Raw genomic sequence first — 18,075 nt, 5'->3', positions numbered from 1 at the left:
GTGTCCGTGACTACTTCCGACGACTCGCTCAAGAAACAAAGCATTACAGTGTCCAGGTTAGTGATCCAGATGTCGACGCTAAACAAGTAAAAGTACTCCAATTAATCAATGCTTACCGATTCCGTGGACACGAAGCGGCACAGCTTGACCCTCTTGGTTTATGGCAACGTCCACCTGTGGCGGAGCTAGATCCTGCATTCCACAATCTTACCGAAGATGACCTAGAAGAGTCCTTCAACGTTGGTTCTTTTGCCGTTGGCCAAGAAACAATGCCGTTGAAAGATATCTACTCAGCTCTTAAAAAAACCTACTGTGGTTCTATCGGTGCAGAATACATGCACATGACGGACACAGAGCAAAAACGTTGGATCCAGCAACGTTTAGAGTCTGTTGTTGGTCAACCTTCTTTTTCTAATGAAGAAAAGCACACGTTCTTAGATGAGCTGACAGCAGCTGAAGGTTTAGAGCGTTACCTAGGTGCAAAATTCCCAGGTGCTAAGCGATTCTCACTAGAAGGCGGTGATGCACTGATTCCGATGACGAAAGAATTGATTCGTCATGCGGGTGCGAGTGGCATGCGTGAAGTGGTTATCGGTATGGCCCACCGTGGCCGTCTAAACATGTTAGTTAACGTGTTAGGTAAGAAACCACAAGACCTATTCGATGAGTTTGCGGGTAAGCATGACGAAACGTGGGGTACGGGTGATGTTAAGTATCACCAAGGTTTCTCAGCGGATTTCGCAACGCCAGGTGGTGATGTCCACCTAGCGCTAGCCTTTAACCCATCTCACCTTGAGATTGTAAACCCAGTAGTTATTGGCTCAGTGCGTGCACGTCAAGACCGTTTAGGTGATACGACAGGCAGCACGGTTCTTCCTATTACTATTCACGGTGACTCTGCGATTGCAGGTCAAGGCGTGGTTGCTGAGACGTTTAACATGTCTCAAGCACGCGGTTTCCAAGTGGGTGGTACGGTTCGTATTGTTGTGAACAACCAAGTTGGTTTCACTACATCTAACCCGAATGATACGCGCTCAACCATGTACTGTACTGACATCGCTAAGATGGTACAGGCTCCAATTTTCCACGTAAATGCGGATGACCCAGAAGCGGTTGCGTTTGTTACTCGTATTGCTCTTGATTACCGTAATGAATTTAAGCGCGATGTTGTGATCGATTTGGTTTGTTACCGTCGTCATGGTCACAACGAAGCGGATGAGCCAAATGCAACTCAGCCTCTGATGTATCAGAAAATCAAGAAGCACCCAACACCACGCAAGCTGTATGCTGATGTGCTGATGGAAAAAGAAGTTCTTGGCATTGATACAGCAACGCAACTAGTTAACGAATATCGTGATGCTTTAGATCACGGTGAAGTAGTCGTTAAAGAGTGGCGTCCAATGGCTCTTCATTCTGTCGATTGGTCTCCATACCTAGGTCACGATTGGGATGTTGAGTGGAACAGCAAATTTGATACTGAGCGCTTGATTGAGCTTGGTCAGCGTTTATGTACTTACCCTGATAGCCACAAGCTACAAAGCCGTGTGAACAAACTTTACAACGACCGTAAAGCCATGATCAGCGGTGAGAAAGCTCTTGATTGGGGTATGGCAGAAACGTTGGCATATGCCACGCTTGTTGATGATGGTAAGCGTATTCGTATCTCTGGTCAGGATTCTGGTCGTGGTACTTTCTTCCACCGTCATTCAGTTCTGCATAACCAGAACGATGCGAGCACATTTGTTCCTCTAGCAAATATCCACGATAAACAAGGCCCTTTCCAAGTCTTTGATTCGGTATTGTCTGAAGAAGCGGTATTAGCATTTGAATATGGCTACGCGACGGCCGAACCAAGCGGCTTGACCCTTTGGGAAGCGCAGTTTGGTGACTTCGCTAACGGCGCACAGGTTGTTATTGACCAATTCATTTCATCAGGTGAACAGAAGTGGGCACGTCTATGTGGTCTAACGATGTTGCTGCCTCATGGTTACGAAGGTCAAGGCCCTGAGCACTCTTCAGCTCGTCTAGAGCGTTACCTACAGCTTTGTGCAGAGCAAAACATGCAGGTAGTTGTGCCATCAACGCCGGCGCAGGTTTACCACATGATTCGCCGCCAAGTTGTTCGTCCAATGCGTCGACCACTGATTGTTATGTCACCGAAGTCACTACTTCGTCACCCTCTGTGTACTTCTACATTAGAAGTACTTGCTGAAGGAACATTCCAACCAGCAATTGCAGAGATTGATAACTTAGACCCAGCTAAGGTGAAACGCGTCGTCTTCTGTTCGGGTAAAGTGTATTTCGACTTGCTAGAGCAACGTCGTAATAACGAACAAGATGATGTCGCTATTGTTCGCATTGAGCAGCTATACCCATTCCCTATGGATGAAGTGAAAGCAGCAATCGAGCAGTACACCAATGTTGAAGACTTCGTATGGTGTCAAGAAGAGCCTCAAAACCAGGGGGCTTGGTACTGTAGCCAACATAACTTCCGTGCTGCTATCCCAGCAGGTGCAGATCTTAAATACGCTGGCCGCCCAGCATCAGCATCACCTGCAGTAGGTTATATGTCAGTACACTTGAAACAACAGAAAGCGTTGGTTGAAGACGCACTAAACGTGAATACAAAAACTTCGGACTAAGAACTAGAAGTTAAAGGAAGAAACCGATATGACAATTGAAATTCTGGTTCCAGATTTACCTGAATCTGTCGCTGACGCTACAGTAGCGACATGGCACAAACAACCAGGCGACGCAGTTGAGCGTGACGAAGTTCTGGTTGATATCGAAACAGACAAAGTTGTACTTGAAGTACCAGCACCTGAAGCTGGTGTTCTAGAAGCAATCATTGAAGAAGAAGGTGCAACGGTACTTTCTAAGCAGCTAATCGCAAAGCTTAAGCCTGGTGCGGTAGCAGGTGAACCAACAACGGATACGACTGAATCTACAGAAGCGTCTCCAGATAAGCGCCACAAAGCGTCTTTAACTGAAGAAAGCAATGATGCTTTAAGTCCAGCTGTTCGCCGTCTTCTAGCTGAACACAGCTTAGAAGCTAGCCAAGTTAAAGGCACTGGCGTAGGTGGTCGTATTACTCGTGAAGATGTTGATGCGCACCTAGCTAATGCGAAAGCAGCGCCGAAGGCAGAAGCACCTGCGGCAGTAGAAGCTCCAGCAGCGGCTCGTAGCCAAAAACGTGTACCAATGACTCGCCTACGTAAGACTGTTGCAAACCGTCTTCTAGAAGCGAAGAACAACACGGCAATGCTGACAACGTTTAACGAAGTGAACATGAAGCCAATCATGGATCTTCGTAAGCAGTACAAAGACCAGTTCGAAGAGCGTCACGGTATTCGTCTAGGCTTTATGTCTTTCTACGTGAAAGCGGTAACTGAAGCACTAAAACGCTACCCAGAAGTTAATGCATCGATTGATGGTGATGACATTGTTTACCACAACTACTTCGACATCAGCATGGCGGTATCTACGCCACGCGGTCTAGTAACTCCAGTACTTAAAGACTGTGACACTCTAGGTTTCGCTGACATCGAAAAAGGCATCAAAGAGCTAGCGATCAAAGGCCGTGACGGCAAGCTAACTGTTGATGAGCTAATGGGTGGTAACTTCACTATCACAAACGGCGGCGTATTTGGTTCACTGATGTCAACGCCAATCATCAACCCACCACAAGCGGCTATCCTGGGTATGCATAAGATCCAAGAGCGTCCAATGGCGGTTGACGGTAAAGTTGAAATCCTACCGATGATGTACCTAGCGCTATCTTACGACCACCGTCTAATCGATGGCCGTGAGTCAGTTGGCTTCCTAGTAACGATTAAAGAGCTACTAGAAGATCCAGCACGTCTCCTATTAGACGTTTAATATCGCTAAAACGTCTAGTTGTGCTCAACAGCTAGACGTTGATAGTTTCAAAGGCTAGGCTAGCTCGACGTCTGGCCTTCACTTGAGCTAAAGATTACTTGTTAAATATTCGCTATTTATCTGAGTTATCTTGGCTGATTTGAGAAGACCCTACAGACGTAACACAGATAACTGTGTCGTTATGGAAATAATAATCCCTTAAGGGAAAATAAACGGAATATCAAAATGAATTTGCATGAATACCAAGCCAAACAGCTGTTTGCAGAATTCGGTTTGCCTGTACCAGAAGGTTTCGCATGTGATACAGCTCAAGAAGCTTTCGAAGCTGCGGGTCGTATCTCTACTGAAAAGAAAGTTGTTAAGTGTCAAGTACACGCTGGCGGTCGCGGTAAAGCGGGCGGTGTAGAACTACATGACACAAAAGAAGGCGTTAAAGAGTTTGCTCAAAAGTGGCTAGGTAAAAACCTAGTGACTTACCAAACAGATGCAAATGGTCAGCCTGTAACTAAAATCCTAGTTGAAGAAGCGTCTAACATCGCTAACGAACTTTACCTAGGCGCAGTTGTAGACCGTGCAACTCGTAAAATTGTATTCATGGCGTCTACTGAAGGCGGTGTGGACATTGAGAAAATCGCTGAAGAAACTCCTGAGTTGATTCACCAATCTGCGATTGATCCTCTAGTAGGTCCTCAAGCTTACCAAGGCCGTGAACTTGCGTTCAAACTTGGTCTAGTTGGCGACCAAATCAAACAGTTCGTTAAGATCTTCATGGGTCTTGGCCAAATGTTCTCTCAGTACGACCTAGCTCTACTAGAGATCAACCCACTTGTTATCACTGGCGAAGGCAACCTTCTTTGTCTAGACGGCAAGATCAACATCGACTCAAACGCGATGTACCGTCAGCCTAAACTACGTGAAATGCACGATCCATCTCAAGAAGATGAGCGCGAAGCACACGCAGCACAGTGGGAACTGAACTACGTAGCACTAGACGGTAACGTTGGCTGTATGGTTAACGGTGCAGGTCTAGCAATGGGTACGATGGATATCGTTAACCTACACGGCGGCAAACCAGCAAACTTCCTTGATGTAGGCGGCGGCGCAACGAAAGAGCGTGTAGCTGAAGCATTCAAGATCATCCTTTCTGATGACAATGTTAGCGCAGTACTAGTAAACATCTTCGGTGGTATCGTTCGTTGTGACATGATCGCTGAAGGTATTATCGGTGCGGTTAAAGAAGTAGGCGTAAGCGTACCAGTAGTTGTTCGTCTAGAAGGTACTAACGCAGACCTAGGTCGCGAAGTTCTTGCTAATTCTGATGTTGATATCATTGCTGCTGAGTCGCTAACAGATGCTGCTCAGAAAGTTGTTGCTGCTGCGGAGGCGAAATAATGTCTGTACTAATTAACAAAGACACTAAAGTAATCTGTCAGGGTTTCACTGGCGGTCAAGGTACATTCCACTCAGAGCAAGCTATCGCATACGGTACGCAAATGGTTGGTGGTGTATCTCCAGGTAAAGGTGGTCAAACTCACCTTGGTCTTCCTGTATTCAACACAGTACGTGAAGCAGTAGAAGTGACTGGTGCAACAGCAACAGTTATCTACGTACCAGCACCTTTCTGTAAAGATGCAATCCTTGAAGCGATCGACGCAGGTATCGAACTGATCGTAACGATCACTGAAGGTATCCCAACAACAGATATGATCGATGTTAAAGTGAAGCTAGAAGAAACTGGCGTTCGCATGATCGGTCCTAACTGTCCAGGTCTTATCACTCCAGACGAGTGTAAGATTGGTATCATGCCTGGTCATATCCACAAGAAAGGTAAAGTGGGTATCGTTTCACGCTCAGGTACACTAACGTACGAAGCAGTTAAGCAGACGACAGACGAAGGTTTCGGTCAGTCTACTTGTGTTGGTATCGGTGGTGACCCAATCCCTGGTTCAAACTTCATCGACATCCTGAAGCTATTCCAAGAAGACCCTGAAACTGAAGCAATCGTAATGATTGGTGAAATCGGTGGTACAGCGGAAGAAGAAGCAGCGGCATTCATCAAAGAGAACGTCACTAAGCCAGTCGTTTCTTACATTGCAGGTGTTACAGCTCCTCCAGGTAAGCGTATGGGTCATGCTGGTGCAATCATCTCAGGTGGTAAAGGTACAGCGGAAGACAAGTTTGCAGCTCTCGAAGCAGCAGGCGTTAAGACTGTGAAGTCTCTTGCAGACATCGGTAAAGGTCTACGTGAAATCACTGGTTGGTAATTAAACTAATTAGCAAAAAAGGCTTGGTCTGACCAAGCCTTTTTTATTGCGGTTAGAAAGCTTTCTCTTTAAGTCTATCCGCATACACTATGCCTGTTTTGCTTGATTTTGCTTGATACATAGCGGCGTCAGCGTTGTTTAGGCATTTTTCTATACCAAGGTGCGTGTGGCTAGAGAAATGCTCAATGCCAATACTCAAACTGATTGTAAAACTCTTATTCATATAGTGAACGGGCTTATTGCATGCAGTTTGAATCTTCATAGCCAGATCATGAATGATCTCATCCGAGACTCGACCAGATATCGTTATCACGAACTCATCACCTCCCAAGCGAAATACAGCCTGATTGGTTAGATTTAATTGACGTTTGATTCGAGTTGCGACTTCGATTAATAAATGATCTCCAGCTGCGTGACCATATGTGTCGTTGATCTGCTTGAAGCCGTTTAAATCTATCATCAGCACTGTTACCGAATCGATTTCTCCATTATTGGCTCTAGCGACAAACTGGTTGAAACAGTAACGATTGGGTATCTGCGTAAGTGCATCTGTCACCAACTGAGATTCGGCAGCTTGCTTTGCTATGACGAGCTCAGTGATGTCCAATGCAGAGCATTCGATTTCATTTCGATAGACGTCACTGCGGTTCACCTGAAAATGGCGTTCGTTATTACCAATACGAAGAGAGTAATTGAAGCTTCTGTTACTTGGGCATGTTTTCAATAGATCAATAAACTGCCTTAGTGTCTCCGTTTGGTTATCAACAGGAATCTGCTGCAAGATTTGCTGAAACTGATGATTTGAACGTATGATTTTCCCGTGTTTTACGTTGACGACAAACAAGCAAACCTGAGTCAAGTTGTAGGTGCGCGAATAACGCTCTTCACTCTGCTGTAGCTTAGTAATCGTGTCTTGGAGCCTAGTGCGCATGGTTTCAAGAGCTCGAAAAATATTGCTAATCTCAACGAAATTACGCCCCGTTTTAGATGGGGTTTGGTAGTCACCGCTGGCAATTTGTAGAGCAAATTGCTGAAGTTCACCAAATGGTCGTTTCAAAGCGGAAGTCAGAGTTCGACTAAAAAGCAATGAAACTCCGCAAAGGATTAATAAAAACACTCCGATGCGAGGCAATATGTTGCGTACCATTTGAGTGTAATAAGCGGAATAATCCTTAACCACTATCAGCTGGCCGATTTGGACGTTTTGATCATTGAAGATGGGGTAGTAAAGTGGCACCCCATTGGCAGAATACGAGTTAATGATCTCCGCCATCTTCAAGCCGTATTGGTAAGAATCTAATGTCACAGAAACAATGTAGTCGAGTTGTGAGATACGGGTTGCGACTAACTCTGCCTCCAACAAATCGAAGTTGAGTAAGGCTTTTTTCGAATCTGTTTGTTGCTGCGCGATAACACTTTGGTACTGCTTGCTTTCAGAATTGTGGGTCGCATAAATGTCATTAGCAATGTCGATCCCGCCAAAGAAGAAAAATGGAATCGTTGTTAACAATAAATAGTTTTTAATGACATAGGAATACAAGTTTTTCATGTCGAGCTAGCACAGTGTTGGTCGATTCGTTGAGAAATCACACTGCTTTTTCCTTTCAGATCGAGCAAAATATTACCTACTGCCTTTTTGTCGTCAGCGGTTAAATCTGGATTATTGTTATTCAGTGAAATCGAAATAACGCCTTGTTTAACCCCAAACGTTTTGTGGTTACCATTCCAAATACCATTTTTAAGCTGAGTTAGGGCGGCATAGACAGCTAGGTCGACTTTTTTTTCCATAGAAGCCAAAGTAGTGTTTGGATAGCGCTGAGAATAATCGTAGTCAATACCAAAACTATAACCATGTCCGCTATTCTTCATAGTCTCAACAACGCCTAAACTGGCGAATCCGGCGACAGGGAAAATGACATCAACGTTCTCTGCCATGAGGTTTTCAGTTAGCAGCTTTGCGCCCTGAGTATCTTCCCAAGACTGTGCACCCTTATTGATGTATCTAGTGTGTACTGATGCTTTTTCGTTTGCATCCCGTGCGCCAAGCTCATAGCCACAATGGAACTGATTAATAACATCTACGTCAACGCCACCGATAAAGCCAAGTTCATTCGTTTTGGTTTTCAGGCCTGCTAAGTAACCAATCACGTACGCTCCTTCTGCGTGACTAAAGGTTAGTCCCAGTACATTCGGTACATGGTAAGCCACGTCTAATGAAATAAATCGGGTTGAAGGGTAGCGTAGTGCGACATCTGGAAAAGATGCCAACGTATTCGACTCCTGGACGAGAACTGGGCTATATCCCTCAATCGCGGCTTGTTCAAGCTCGGCTAAGTAGCGTGCGTTGTTAGGAGCGAGGTGGACTCGTTTAACTGTAATGCCTGAATTTTGCTCGAATCGCGCTACACCTTGCTCAATGAGCTGCAAATAAGAGCCAGGTTGAACCTCTCCTTGGAAAAGAACCACAGGCTTGAAGCTAGCCTCGCTGGCATGAATATTCGTTGGAAGTAGTAGAGTCGAACTAGCTATGACGAGCAGGTATTTTAGCCATTTACAATAAGTGGCTTGTGATGGGGCATTAGCGTCCATATCGTCTAATATCATCTTGATATACACATGAATAAAGAGAAGCATCACAAATTTTGGAAACAGTAATGCAATTAATAACTTATAGTGTGGAGTGTATTATCAGTTGGATAGCTAAACAATGACCAAAATCGCAATTATAGATACATATGCGGTTAATTGCACTTTGGTCTAGATGCATAATGTCGTTGAGATTCAGCTCCTGTTTAGAGCTGAATTTTCCTAGGGTAGTTTGGCTTCCAATAGAGCGAGTCGCTGAGTTAAATCTGCAACTTGCTGCTCTAATTGAGTGAGCCTATCTTGCTCGCTTACATTGGCTGCTACTTCGATCTTAGGTACGCGTTGGGAGCTCTTCCAACTCTTTATCGTTGTGATTAAAGCAGGCATAGGTACAGGCGTGCTTAGGCGTGCTTTGACAAGTGCTACTGTAGGCTCTTTTCCTTCTTGATGCAGTTTTTCGAGTACATCTTTTAGCTCCTGGCTAACGTCTTGAGTGAGCATAAAGCCTCCTTTGTGTTGATTGGGTTAATATTACTGTCGAGAGACTAGATTTGCGAATGGAAATTTGAGTAGTAAGTTGTGCGAGATCTCTTACAACTCACGTAAGAAAAACAAGCTTTGAATTTAGATATTGTAGCGAGAGGTTGCATTAACTGTTTGATAAATATTGAATAGTTCTAATGTTGCAACTCTGTTTCATTAATTTAAATCGTTCTGATGATTGTCTGAGGCTCTGAATCAGGTAAATTAGAACCTGTCGGAAGGATGCTGACACGGAACAGGAAATTGCCAAGGATTTGGTTATCTTCAGGAAGAAGATTCGATTGACTAGGATAGTTGGTCGGCAAGGAGCGAAGGACATTGTAAGGACACAAGCACTGATAGGATATTGGTGACGAAGGATTGCAATGGACACCTCTAGATTGAGGTAGGACAGTATCAGGACGATACAAAGGACACCGCTCAGGGAACAAGTGATGTGCGCTAACGGGGAACAGTTAGCTTTCAGGATGATAAGGACACCGCTAGGACGGCGACGTATGGATATTACTGAAGGAATCAGTAACTATTAAGGAAGATGCATGGAGCACCTTTTGTAGCCGGACTGCTGCGAGTAAGACCATAGCCCCGATACGCGAGTGTCGGGGCTTTTCTTAATTTCATTTTCTTTGTCACTTCGACCAAAAAATAACCCAGATCAATAACTACAGTTTTCAGTTGGTATAACTTTTCGGCTTTGTTTGTTTTCACTTGTTGTATTTATAAAATAAAAAACAGCGACATTGTGATGACGATTAAAACAATAAACAGCGTGCTGTTTACAAGGATGTCTTATGACAATAGTGACTCGCCGATCGTTATTAGTCCCTTATAACGAGTCGTTACAATCAGACTTCTTACTGCTCAACTGCTGTGCGAAAAACCGTGCTGAGATGAATGGCCCGCATACGGTTTCTTCTGCAAAGCAACTCTTTGAACGCGTTTTGCATGATAGAAATATTTACGCGAGAGCGGTATTGGACAGTCAAACCCGTGAGTACATGGGGCACATATTTATTTCTGACTTAGATACTCAGCCAGAATTAGGATTCTTATTTGATAAAGCCTTTTGGGGGAAAGGGATCGCGACAGAATCTTTGGCTGCGTTTTTCCCCAAAGCAGTTCGTGATTTGAACTTAACTCATGTGATTGCAACGTCTAATGTCGATCATCAAGCTTCAATCAAGTTACTGAAGAAACTAGGCTTTCAGTTTATTTCCCATAAGCGAGATACCTTTGGTCCGTACGATGAGTTTTTGTTTACATCCGATGCGGTGGAAGGTCAAGCTTGGCTAAGTGGAATCCCTGCATAATTAGGGTTCCTTGATAACAGTCATCGCCCAGAGATGAAAACTCAAATTGATAAACCGAATGCCAACGCCAGACTCCGTCTGGCGTTTTTAGTTTGTGCCCCTTTAATGCAACGCTTATCAATTGCAGATCCATTTGCTCACATTTTCTTGCAGCAATGCCTTTAGCAAGCTCTGCTTGCCTACGCTGTTGCCAAAAAACGAAACATACTAGAGCAAGAGCTAGGATGGCTAAAAGGTCACTGATCATTGATTATCCTTTTGTCGCTTGTTGAAGAGACAATAATGCTGCGGCCAGCTCTTGAGATGGACTCGAATGGAGAAGAGGAAGCAGTACCATTCTTAGCTCAGGTAGCATCACCAAATCAGCAAACAGTTGATTGAATAGAGTTTGATTGCCTGTCTGTGCTAAACGCAAAAGGAAAGATTCTGCAATATCTCTGTCGGCTAATAGATGCCAGCTGCGACCTGCGATGCCAATAAGAACCTCTTGGTGACTTAGGCGTGGTGAGCTTAGAATCTGTTTTAGAATTGGTGTCGCGATTTCGTTGTCTGCGCCTGATAGCGCTCGGGCTAACGCGCCGAGGAGAAAGATATCGGGGTTACTGCTATCAATTTGTTCAGAAGCAATCTCTGCAATACGCAGCGCCAATTTGTCAGAAAGCTGCGTATGTTCAAGAGCTCCTAATAGTGCATAGAGTGGCTCATTAGGTAAATGCTTTAATGCTTTGCGCACATTCACACCATTTTGTTCTTGTCCTAACCTTGCACAAATATCGGTGACGCCTTGGAGGCCAACGGTCTGCCATTTATCCCACCCTAAACCACCTGTAAAGTAGTGCTGCGCGTGTTCGTAATATTGACTGCAAGGCAAATCAAGTTGAGCACGAATCTGGCTGTGGAAGACCGCCATCTTATCTTCTGCAGGTTTAAAGGTGTATGGGTTATTGGACAGCTTTTGTTGTTGTTCGTCACTCATATTCTGACTAATACGTGTTCCCATTGCTTCAATCACGTATTTGAGGAAATTTCCGATGTCAGATTGTTTAAACAAACCACGCTCATCTAGCTCAAACTTTAGAAACCAAATCCAAGGTTGTTTATGCTCATTCCAATAAGCGATGGCGAGATGAGCTTTACGCTGCATTGGGAATGGATAGGGCATAATACCTTGCTCTACATCCGCGAAGACTTTGCTGTCAATATGGCGGATACGACGGCCGAGATCATAAACCTGATATTGGCAGTCGCTGTTGTTCAGTAGTTGGGTAAGAGTATGAATGGTTTCCATTAGAGAATAGTCCTAACTTTATTTCTACTATAAATGGTACCCTTACGGCAGTTTTCAAGGCCAACACGAACGGTTTATGACAAAAGCACAACAATTGTTACACCTTTTACAGCAAATCCCATCTTTAATGGACTCATTAGGCCTTTGGCAGAAAAAGGCACCGACACCGCAAGAGCTAGCAAGTCTAGAGCCTTTTGCTGTGGATACATTGAAACCCGAGCAATGGTTACAGTGGATTTTTCTCCCTAAAATGGAAGCGCTTATTGAGCAGGGGCACCCTCTACCAAGCGGCTTTTCTATTACTCCGTATTTTGAAGAGTGTTGGAAGCTTCATAATGAGTACGAGCCTTTACTTAAGTTATTAGCGTCCATAGATGAGGTATGCTCTTGATGCTAGAGATTATTTTTCAAGATGAGTATTTTGTGGCGGTGAATAAGCCAGCAGGGATGTTGGTCCATCGTAGTTGGTTGGATAAACATGAAACACAGTTTGTGATGCAGACTCTTCGCGATCAAATTGGTCAACACGTGTTTCCTCTGCACCGTTTAGACCGTCCAACTTCTGGAGTACTTATTTTTGCTCTTTCCAGTGAAGTAGCATCGCAAGTGATGCCGATGTTTGCTAATCATGAGATGGAAAAAACCTACCATGCAATTGTTCGTGGTTGGATTGAAGAGTCCGGACGTTTGGATTACGCGCTCAAAGTAGAACTGGATAAGATAGCGGATAAGCATGCTAGCCAAGACAAGGAAGCTCAAGAGGCGATCACAGATTATTGGCCGCTAGATAAAGTAGAAGTGCCGCACTCGACAGGCAAGTTTCCAACAACTCGCTATTGTTTAATGGAGATGAAGCCATTAACCGGACGAAAACACCAACTTAGACGTCATATGGCTCACCTAAGACATCCGATCGTCGGGGATACTACCCATGGGGATGGTAAACACAATAAACTGTTCAGAGAGGTGTATGACTCGCACCGACTTTTGCTGCATGCATCGAGCTTGGAGTTTGTTCACCCTTTCACCAAAGAGCAACTTGTGATTAAAGCGGGTGTCGATCAAACGTGGCAGAAGCTGTGTGATGAGTTTGCTTGGCAAATGCCAGAGTAAGCGATTGAGTATAAAAAAAGCCCTCAAACTTGAGGGCTTTTGAGTGTTTAAGCTCTTGGCTATTTAACTAAGTAGTCACGAATAGACTGCTCGATACCTTTCGCGTCTAAGCCAAGCTCAGCGTGCAGCTCATCTTGAGTGCCTTGTGCAACAAACTTATCTGGCAAGCCAAGGTTTAGCACAGGCTTGATGATTTTCTCTTTCATCATAAACTCGATCACGCCAGCGCCAGCACCACCTGCAATGGCGTTTTCTTCCAGTGTTACTAGAACGTCATGCTCTGCAGCAAGTTGTTTGATCAACACTTCATCAAGTGGCTTAACAAAACGCATATCAGCGACTGTTGCATTGAGCTCTTCCGCCGCTTCTAGCGCATTTTCAAGGAAAGTACCAAAGCTTAGGATGGCTACTTTTTCACCTTGGCGAACAAGACGTCCTTTGCCGATCTCTAGAGCCGTAAAATCTTGCTCAATCTCTGTCCCCATCCCCGTACCACGAGGATAGCGCACGGCTGAAGGGCCAGTGTGCTTGTGGCCGGTGTAGAGCATTTGACGACATTCGTTCTCGTCACTTGGTGCCATGATTACCATATTTGGTATACAACGCATGAAGCTAAGGTCAAATGCACCTTGGTGAGTCTGGCCATCTGCGCCAACTAAACCAGCGCGGTCAATCGCAAACATCACGGGTAGGTCCATGATTGCAACGTCATGGATCAACTGATCGTATCCACGCTGAAGGAAAGTTGAGTAAATTGCGACGATAGGGTTATCACCAGCAATCGCCATACCCGTTGCTAGCGTCACAGCATGCTGCTCTGCAATCGCCACATCAAAGTACTGCTCTGGGAATTCCTTCGAGAAACGCACCATGCCAGAGCCTTCACGCATTGCTGGCGTAATTGCCATCAGCTTAGGATCTTGCGCAGCGATGTCACATAGGAAATCACCAAAAATCTTCGAGAAACTTGGCTTTCCGCCGCTGCTCTTTGGCAGAGAGTGGTGGTTTGGATCGAACTTAGGCACGCCATGGTAACCAATCGGATCTTTCTCTGCGGGCTCGTACCCCTTACCTTTTTTAGTCATGATGTGCAGGAACTGAGGCCCTTTAAGCTCACGCATGTTCTTAAGGGTTTTAACGAGTTCATTCACGTCATGGCCATCGACAGGGCCAATATAATTGAAACCTAGCTCTTCAAATAGAGTGCCAGGGACGACCATGCCTTTTAAGTGTTCTTCAGTACGACGAACCAATTCTTTAATTGGTGGAACACCCGACAGTACTTTTTTACCGCCTTCGCGAATCGAGGTGTAAAGACTTCCTGAAAGCACTTGTGCTAAGTGATTGTTAAGAGCGCCAACGTTTTCTGAAATGGACATCTCATTGTCGTTCAAGATAACCAGCATATCAGGGTGAACATCCCCGGCATGGTTCATTGCTTCAAATGCCATACCGGCGGTAATTGCGCCATCACCAATTACGCTGACAACCTTGCGGTTCTTGTCTTCTTTACCAGCACTGATTGCCATACCAAGCGCTGCACTAATAGAAGTCGATGAGTGACCAACAGATAAGGTGTCGTATTCGCTCTCTTCACGCCAAGGGAAAGGGTGTAATCCACCTTTCTGGCGAATGGTTGGCATTTGATCACGACGTCCAGTCAAGATTTTATGTGGGTAGGCTTGATGGCCAACATCCCACACGAGCTGATCAAACGGCGTGTTGTAGACATAGTGTAATGCAACAGTCAGCTCGACCGTACCTAAGCCTGAGGCGAGGTGACCACTAGATTGGCTAACTGAATTTAATAAGTAAGTACGTAGCTCATCACATAGCTTAGGCAGAACTTCCTTAGGAAGGCTGCGCAGTTCATCTGGTGTGTCAGCCAGTGCCAGTGTTGGGTACTTTGAAATATCAAGAGTCATATATTTGCGCGCTTATTGTGTTAGTTCTTGCGCTCGATGACATATCGGGCGAACTCTTCGAGTAACTCTGTATTGTATGGGATTGCGTCCAAGGCTTGAAGTGCTTCATTTAACAGATTGTGAGCTTTGTTAATAGCACCCTCTAAACCGAGGAGGGCAGGATAAGTACTTTTGTTTAATTCTTGGTCAGAACCTTGAGGTTTACCTAAAGTTTCTGTATCACTAATGATATCTAGAATATCGTCTTGAACTTGAAACGCGAGGCCAATTGCATCGGCGTACTTATCGAGCAGAGGTAATACTTCTACGCCTTTTTCTCCCGCAGCCAACGCTCCTAAACGGATCGCACATTTCATTAGTGCGCCAGTCTTATTGCGATGGATTTCTTCTAACTCTTGCAACGTCACAGTACGATTTTCTGCTGCAAGATCGAGCGCTTGTCCCATACACATGCCAGCCGCACCAGAGGCTTGAGCGAGTACTTTCACCATTTTAATACGGTTAAATTCGGCTTGCGGATTCAAATTACCGTCTGCCAAAATTGTAAACGCAAGTGTCTGAAGGGCATCGCCGGTCAATATCGCGGTCGCTTCATCAAACTTGATGTGGCAAGTTGGCTGGCCACGACGCAATTCATCATCGTCCATAGCTGGAAGATCGTCATGGATTAACGAGTAGGCATGAATGCATTCAACCGCAGCGGCTGGAGTATCCAATTCTTCTAATGAGCAACCAAGCATTTGTCCCGTGATGTAGACCAAAAAAGGGCGAGCTCGTTTACCACCAAGTAGCAAACCGTAGCGCATTGCGTCGATTAGGGGTTGCTGCTGGTGAGGAAGTGTATCAAGCCAAGTTTCAAGCTGAGCGTTGTTACGTTGTTGAAGTGAGGTTAGAGCCTCTTGCATAGGGGGAATCTTCTAAATCAATTATTCTGGCTGAGCATCAAAATCGCTAAGTGGAGATTGGTCATCGTTGTTTAGCAAAATACTCACGCGTTGTTCCGCATCTTGAAGCTTGCCTTGGCCTGACCGTGCTAATGCAATACCACGTTCAAACTTTTTGAGCGCGTCGTCTAATGCCAAGTCACCATTCTCCAAGCTTTCTACAATGGTATCTAGCTCTTCAATTGTTGCCTCAAAGGTCATATTTTCAGGTTTTTTGCTCGCCATAATATGTCTGCGTTGATAAAGATGCACGAAAGTTACCTTAGCCGCCAATGATGGTCAAATTTAACCGAGTAAATTTGTCAGAAAAATCGAACTGGCTCGGTCATAACCTAGGTAGAGGTCAATAGTTGACGAAAGGCTAGTTTACTAGTTGGGATAAGTATCTATATTAGAGGTAGAGAAAACACTAAAGATCTGAAGATGTTGCCGATATAATTTGGTAGAAGCTTTGAGATAGCATGAGGAGTGCTTTGTGGATTTAGCAACGCTGGTAGGACTGATCGGTGGTTTTGCTTTCGTTATCATGGCGATGATACTGGGCGGAAGCATCATGATGTTCGTCGACGTGACGTCGATTCTGATCGTAGTAGGTGGTTCAACATTTGTTGTGTTGATGAAATTTACTATGGGCCAGTTCTTCGGAGCCGCGAAGATAGCAGGTAAAGCTTTCATGTTTAAAGCCGACGAGCCAGAAGACTTGATCGCGAAAGTGGTTGAAATGGCGGATGCGGCGCGTAAAGGTGGTTTCCTAGCTCTAGAAGAAATGGAAATTACTAACAGCTTTATGCAAAAAGGCATTGATCTTCTTGTGGATGGCCATGACGCAGATGTTGTGCGAGCTGCGCTGCAAAAAGATATTGCCTTGACTGATGAACGTCATGACTTTGGCTCTAGTGTATTCCGTGCTTTCGGTGATGTAGCGCCTGCAATGGGGATGATCGGTACTCTAGTTGGTCTGGTAGCGATGCTTTCTAACATGGATGACCCGAAATCTATCGGCCCAGCAATGGCGGTAGCACTATTAACTACGCTTTATGGTGCGATTCTATCGAACATGGTGTTTTTCCCAATTGCCGATAAGTTGTCTCTTCGCCGTGAGCAAGAAAAGCTCAATCGTCGCCTAATTATGGATGGCGTACTGGCTATCCAAGATGGTCAAAACCCGCGTGTCATTGATAGTTATCTGAAGAACTACCTCAATGAAGGTAAACGTGCTCTTGATGTAGATAACGAGTAAGGGTGAGCGGATGGAAGAAGAAGAACCAAAATGCCCGCCCCCCGGCTTACCACTGTGGATGGGTACCTTTGCGGACTTGATGTCACTGTTGATGTGTTTCTTCGTACTGCTGCTCTCATTCTCAGAGATGGATGTACTGAAGTTCAAGCAGATCGCGGGCTCGATGAAGTTTGCCTTTGGTGTACAAAACCGATTGGAAGTTAAAGACATTCCCAAAGGGACTAGTATTATTGCTCAAGAGTTTCGTCCTGGTCGTCCTGAGCCCACGCCAATTGATGTCATCATGCAACAAACCATTGATATTACTCAGCAGACGTTAGAGTTTCATGAGGGAGAATCTGATAGAGCGGGCGGTACTCAGCGTGATCAAGGCAAATTGACCGGAGGACAATCCCCCGAGACTTCGACACAGAACAACCAAAACTCTGAGTCTGACAGTCAACAACAGCAATCTGCAGAGATGTCACAAGAACTCGAAACCTTGATGGAAAGTATCAAGAAAGCGTTAGAGCGGGAGATTGAACAAGGGGCGATTGAAGTTGAGAACTTAGGTCAGCAAATCGATATTCGTATCCGTGAAAAAGGTGCATTTCCGGAAGGTTCGGCATTCTTACAACCGAAATTCCGCCCATTGGTAAGGCAGATTGCTGAACTGGTAAAAGATATCCCTGGTATTGTTCGAGTATCTGGTCACACTGATAATCAGCGCATTGAATCTGAACTGTATCGTTCGAATTGGGATCTGTCCGCGCAACGTGCTGTGTCGGTTGCTCAAGAAATGGAGAAGGTGCGTGGTTTCACCTCTCAGAGGCTACGTGTCCGCGGTATGGCTGATACCGAGCCGCTAGGGCCAAATGATACTGAAGCGCAGCGATCTCGGAACCGCCGTGTTGAAATCAGTATTATGCAAGGTGAAGCGTTGCAAAGCGATGAAGTACCAGTGCTTAATAACTAGTCTAAAAACAATGAAAAAGACGAGCATC

17 protein-coding genes are annotated in these 18,075 nt (G+C 45.0%); 9 read left to right on the top strand and 8 right to left on the bottom strand.

Annotated elements, in window-relative coordinates; genetic code table 11:
* The 4 genes from sucA to sucD form a co-directional block, all read left to right on the top strand.
* The coding region (sucA, locus tag AC4MRV_RS13105; RefSeq protein ID WP_491187776.1) for a 2-oxoglutarate dehydrogenase E1 component at positions 1 to 2,642 on the top strand (2,642 nt) is incomplete at its 5' end.
* Between the two features lie 28 nt (positions 2,643 to 2,670).
* Complete coding sequence (gene odhB, locus AC4MRV_RS13100; RefSeq protein ID WP_491187775.1) at positions 2,671 to 3,879, top strand: 2-oxoglutarate dehydrogenase complex dihydrolipoyllysine-residue succinyltransferase; 1,209 nt, start codon at positions 2,671 to 2,673, stop codon at positions 3,877 to 3,879.
* A 225-nt stretch (positions 3,880 to 4,104) separates the two neighbouring features.
* Positions 4,105 to 5,271 (top strand): ADP-forming succinate--CoA ligase subunit beta, encoded by a 1,167-nt coding sequence (gene sucC / locus AC4MRV_RS13095; RefSeq protein WP_491187774.1) that lies wholly within the window; start codon positions 4,105 to 4,107, stop codon positions 5,269 to 5,271.
* Positions 5,271 to 6,143, top strand: coding sequence for a succinate--CoA ligase subunit alpha (sucD, locus tag AC4MRV_RS13090; RefSeq protein ID WP_004737919.1), 873 nt, complete (start codon positions 5,271 to 5,273; stop codon positions 6,141 to 6,143). Before sucC ends, sucD begins: the two co-directional genes overlap by 1 nt.
* Before the next feature lie 52 nt (positions 6,144 to 6,195).
* Here the strand turns inward: sucD and AC4MRV_RS13085 are convergent, their stop codons facing one another.
* From AC4MRV_RS13085 to AC4MRV_RS13075, 3 genes are all read right to left on the bottom strand, one after another.
* The gene (locus tag AC4MRV_RS13085) at positions 6,196 to 7,692 is read right to left on the bottom strand and encodes a sensor domain-containing diguanylate cyclase (RefSeq protein ID WP_491187773.1); all 1,497 of its coding nucleotides are present in this window, start codon (positions 7,690 to 7,692) and stop codon (positions 6,196 to 6,198) included.
* A complete protein-coding gene (locus tag AC4MRV_RS13080) occupies positions 7,689 to 8,732 on the bottom strand; it encodes a BMP family ABC transporter substrate-binding protein (protein WP_491187772.1) in 1,044 nt (347 codons plus the stop codon). Before AC4MRV_RS13080 ends, AC4MRV_RS13085 begins: the two co-directional genes overlap by 4 nt.
* A gap of 219 nt (positions 8,733 to 8,951) precedes the next feature.
* Positions 8,952 to 9,230: a hypothetical protein gene (locus AC4MRV_RS13075; protein WP_491187771.1), complete on the bottom strand. Its 279-nt coding sequence runs from the start codon at positions 9,228 to 9,230 to the stop codon at positions 8,952 to 8,954.
* An 833-nt stretch (positions 9,231 to 10,063) separates the two neighbouring features.
* On the opposite strand from AC4MRV_RS13075, the gene AC4MRV_RS13070 reads away from it, so the two are divergent.
* Positions 10,064 to 10,582, top strand: coding sequence for a GNAT family N-acetyltransferase (locus AC4MRV_RS13070; RefSeq protein ID WP_491187770.1), 519 nt, complete (start codon positions 10,064 to 10,066; stop codon positions 10,580 to 10,582).
* On the opposite strand, the gene AC4MRV_RS13065 is transcribed toward AC4MRV_RS13070, so the two are convergent.
* Together AC4MRV_RS13065 and AC4MRV_RS13060 are read right to left on the bottom strand one after the other, a co-directional pair.
* Positions 10,530 to 10,829 (bottom strand): DUF3301 domain-containing protein, encoded by a 300-nt coding sequence (locus AC4MRV_RS13065; protein ID WP_491187769.1) that lies wholly within the window; start codon positions 10,827 to 10,829, stop codon positions 10,530 to 10,532. The genes AC4MRV_RS13070 and AC4MRV_RS13065 overlap by 53 nt on opposite strands.
* A 3-nt stretch (positions 10,830 to 10,832) precedes the next feature.
* Entirely contained in the window at positions 10,833 to 11,870 is a 1,038-nt protein-coding gene (locus AC4MRV_RS13060) for a DUF3549 family protein (protein ID WP_491187768.1), read from the bottom strand.
* Between the two features lie 76 nt (positions 11,871 to 11,946).
* On the opposite strand from AC4MRV_RS13060, the gene AC4MRV_RS13055 reads away from it, so the two are divergent.
* Both AC4MRV_RS13055 and truC read left to right on the top strand, forming a co-directional pair.
* The gene (locus AC4MRV_RS13055) at positions 11,947 to 12,261 is read left to right on the top strand and encodes a YqcC family protein (protein ID WP_491187767.1); all 315 of its coding nucleotides are present in this window, start codon (positions 11,947 to 11,949) and stop codon (positions 12,259 to 12,261) included.
* Positions 12,261 to 12,983, top strand: a complete 723-nt coding sequence (gene truC / locus AC4MRV_RS13050; protein WP_491187766.1) for a tRNA pseudouridine(65) synthase TruC — start codon at positions 12,261 to 12,263, stop codon at positions 12,981 to 12,983. The genes AC4MRV_RS13055 and truC overlap by 1 nt, the downstream gene beginning before the upstream one ends.
* Before the next feature lie 59 nt (positions 12,984 to 13,042).
* Here truC and dxs read toward each other — a convergent pair whose 3' ends face one another.
* From dxs to xseB, 3 genes are read right to left on the bottom strand one after another with little or no spacing between them, the layout of a single operon-like run.
* Positions 13,043 to 14,908, bottom strand: coding sequence for a 1-deoxy-D-xylulose-5-phosphate synthase (dxs, locus tag AC4MRV_RS13045; protein ID WP_491187765.1), 1,866 nt, complete (start codon positions 14,906 to 14,908; stop codon positions 13,043 to 13,045).
* A gap of 20 nt (positions 14,909 to 14,928) precedes the next feature.
* A complete protein-coding gene (ispA, locus tag AC4MRV_RS13040) occupies positions 14,929 to 15,813 on the bottom strand; it encodes a (2E,6E)-farnesyl diphosphate synthase (RefSeq protein ID WP_491187764.1) in 885 nt (294 codons plus the stop codon).
* Positions 15,814 to 15,834: 21 nt separating this feature from the next.
* On the bottom strand, positions 15,835 to 16,077 hold the full coding sequence (xseB, locus tag AC4MRV_RS13035) for an exodeoxyribonuclease VII small subunit (protein ID WP_491187763.1): 243 nt from the start codon (positions 16,075 to 16,077) through the stop codon (positions 15,835 to 15,837).
* A 250-nt stretch (positions 16,078 to 16,327) separates the two neighbouring features.
* Between xseB and pomA the strand changes: the two genes are divergently transcribed.
* Together pomA and AC4MRV_RS13025 are read left to right on the top strand one after the other, a co-directional pair.
* A complete protein-coding gene (pomA, locus tag AC4MRV_RS13030) occupies positions 16,328 to 17,092 on the top strand; it encodes a flagellar motor protein PomA (RefSeq protein WP_005476021.1) in 765 nt (254 codons plus the stop codon).
* 10 nt (positions 17,093 to 17,102) lie between these two features.
* Positions 17,103 to 18,047 (top strand): flagellar motor protein MotB, encoded by a 945-nt coding sequence (locus tag AC4MRV_RS13025; protein WP_491187762.1) that lies wholly within the window; start codon positions 17,103 to 17,105, stop codon positions 18,045 to 18,047.
* The last annotated feature ends 28 nt before the right edge of the window (positions 18,048 to 18,075 follow it).

Source organism: Vibrio sp., assembly GCF_984391705.1.
Note: the sequence above shows the minus strand (reverse complement) of the source record. Positions and strands in the feature narration are given on the sequence as shown.

What these genes read in the sequence shown, in the direction of transcription:
- AC4MRV_RS13075 (WP_491187771.1), bottom strand. Translation starts at nt 9,230, where the DNA reads ATGCTCACTCAAGACGTTAGCCAGGAGCTAAAAGATGTACTCGAAAAA.
- ispA (WP_491187764.1), bottom strand. Translation starts at nt 15,813, where the DNA reads ATGCAAGAGGCTCTAACCTCACTTCAACAACGTAACAACGCTCAGCTT.
- AC4MRV_RS13025 (WP_491187762.1), top strand. Translation starts at nt 17,103, where the DNA reads ATGGAAGAAGAAGAACCAAAATGCCCGCCCCCCGGCTTACCACTGTGG.
- xseB (WP_491187763.1), bottom strand. Translation starts at nt 16,077, where the DNA reads ATGGCGAGCAAAAAACCTGAAAATATGACCTTTGAGGCAACAATTGAA.
- AC4MRV_RS13070 (WP_491187770.1), top strand. Translation starts at nt 10,064, where the DNA reads ATGACAATAGTGACTCGCCGATCGTTATTAGTCCCTTATAACGAGTCG.
- sucD (WP_004737919.1), top strand. Translation starts at nt 5,271, where the DNA reads ATGTCTGTACTAATTAACAAAGACACTAAAGTAATCTGTCAGGGTTTC.
- AC4MRV_RS13085 (WP_491187773.1), bottom strand. Translation starts at nt 7,692, where the DNA reads ATGAAAAACTTGTATTCCTATGTCATTAAAAACTATTTATTGTTAACA.
- dxs (WP_491187765.1), bottom strand. Translation starts at nt 14,908, where the DNA reads ATGACTCTTGATATTTCAAAGTACCCAACACTGGCACTGGCTGACACA.
- sucC (WP_491187774.1), top strand. Translation starts at nt 4,105, where the DNA reads ATGAATTTGCATGAATACCAAGCCAAACAGCTGTTTGCAGAATTCGGT.
- AC4MRV_RS13080 (WP_491187772.1), bottom strand. Translation starts at nt 8,732, where the DNA reads ATGGACGCTAATGCCCCATCACAAGCCACTTATTGTAAATGGCTAAAA.
- AC4MRV_RS13060 (WP_491187768.1), bottom strand. Translation starts at nt 11,870, where the DNA reads ATGGAAACCATTCATACTCTTACCCAACTACTGAACAACAGCGACTGC.
- AC4MRV_RS13055 (WP_491187767.1), top strand. Translation starts at nt 11,947, where the DNA reads ATGACAAAAGCACAACAATTGTTACACCTTTTACAGCAAATCCCATCT.
- AC4MRV_RS13065 (WP_491187769.1), bottom strand. Translation starts at nt 10,829, where the DNA reads ATGATCAGTGACCTTTTAGCCATCCTAGCTCTTGCTCTAGTATGTTTC.
- truC (WP_491187766.1), top strand. Translation starts at nt 12,261, where the DNA reads ATGCTAGAGATTATTTTTCAAGATGAGTATTTTGTGGCGGTGAATAAG.
- odhB (WP_491187775.1), top strand. Translation starts at nt 2,671, where the DNA reads ATGACAATTGAAATTCTGGTTCCAGATTTACCTGAATCTGTCGCTGAC.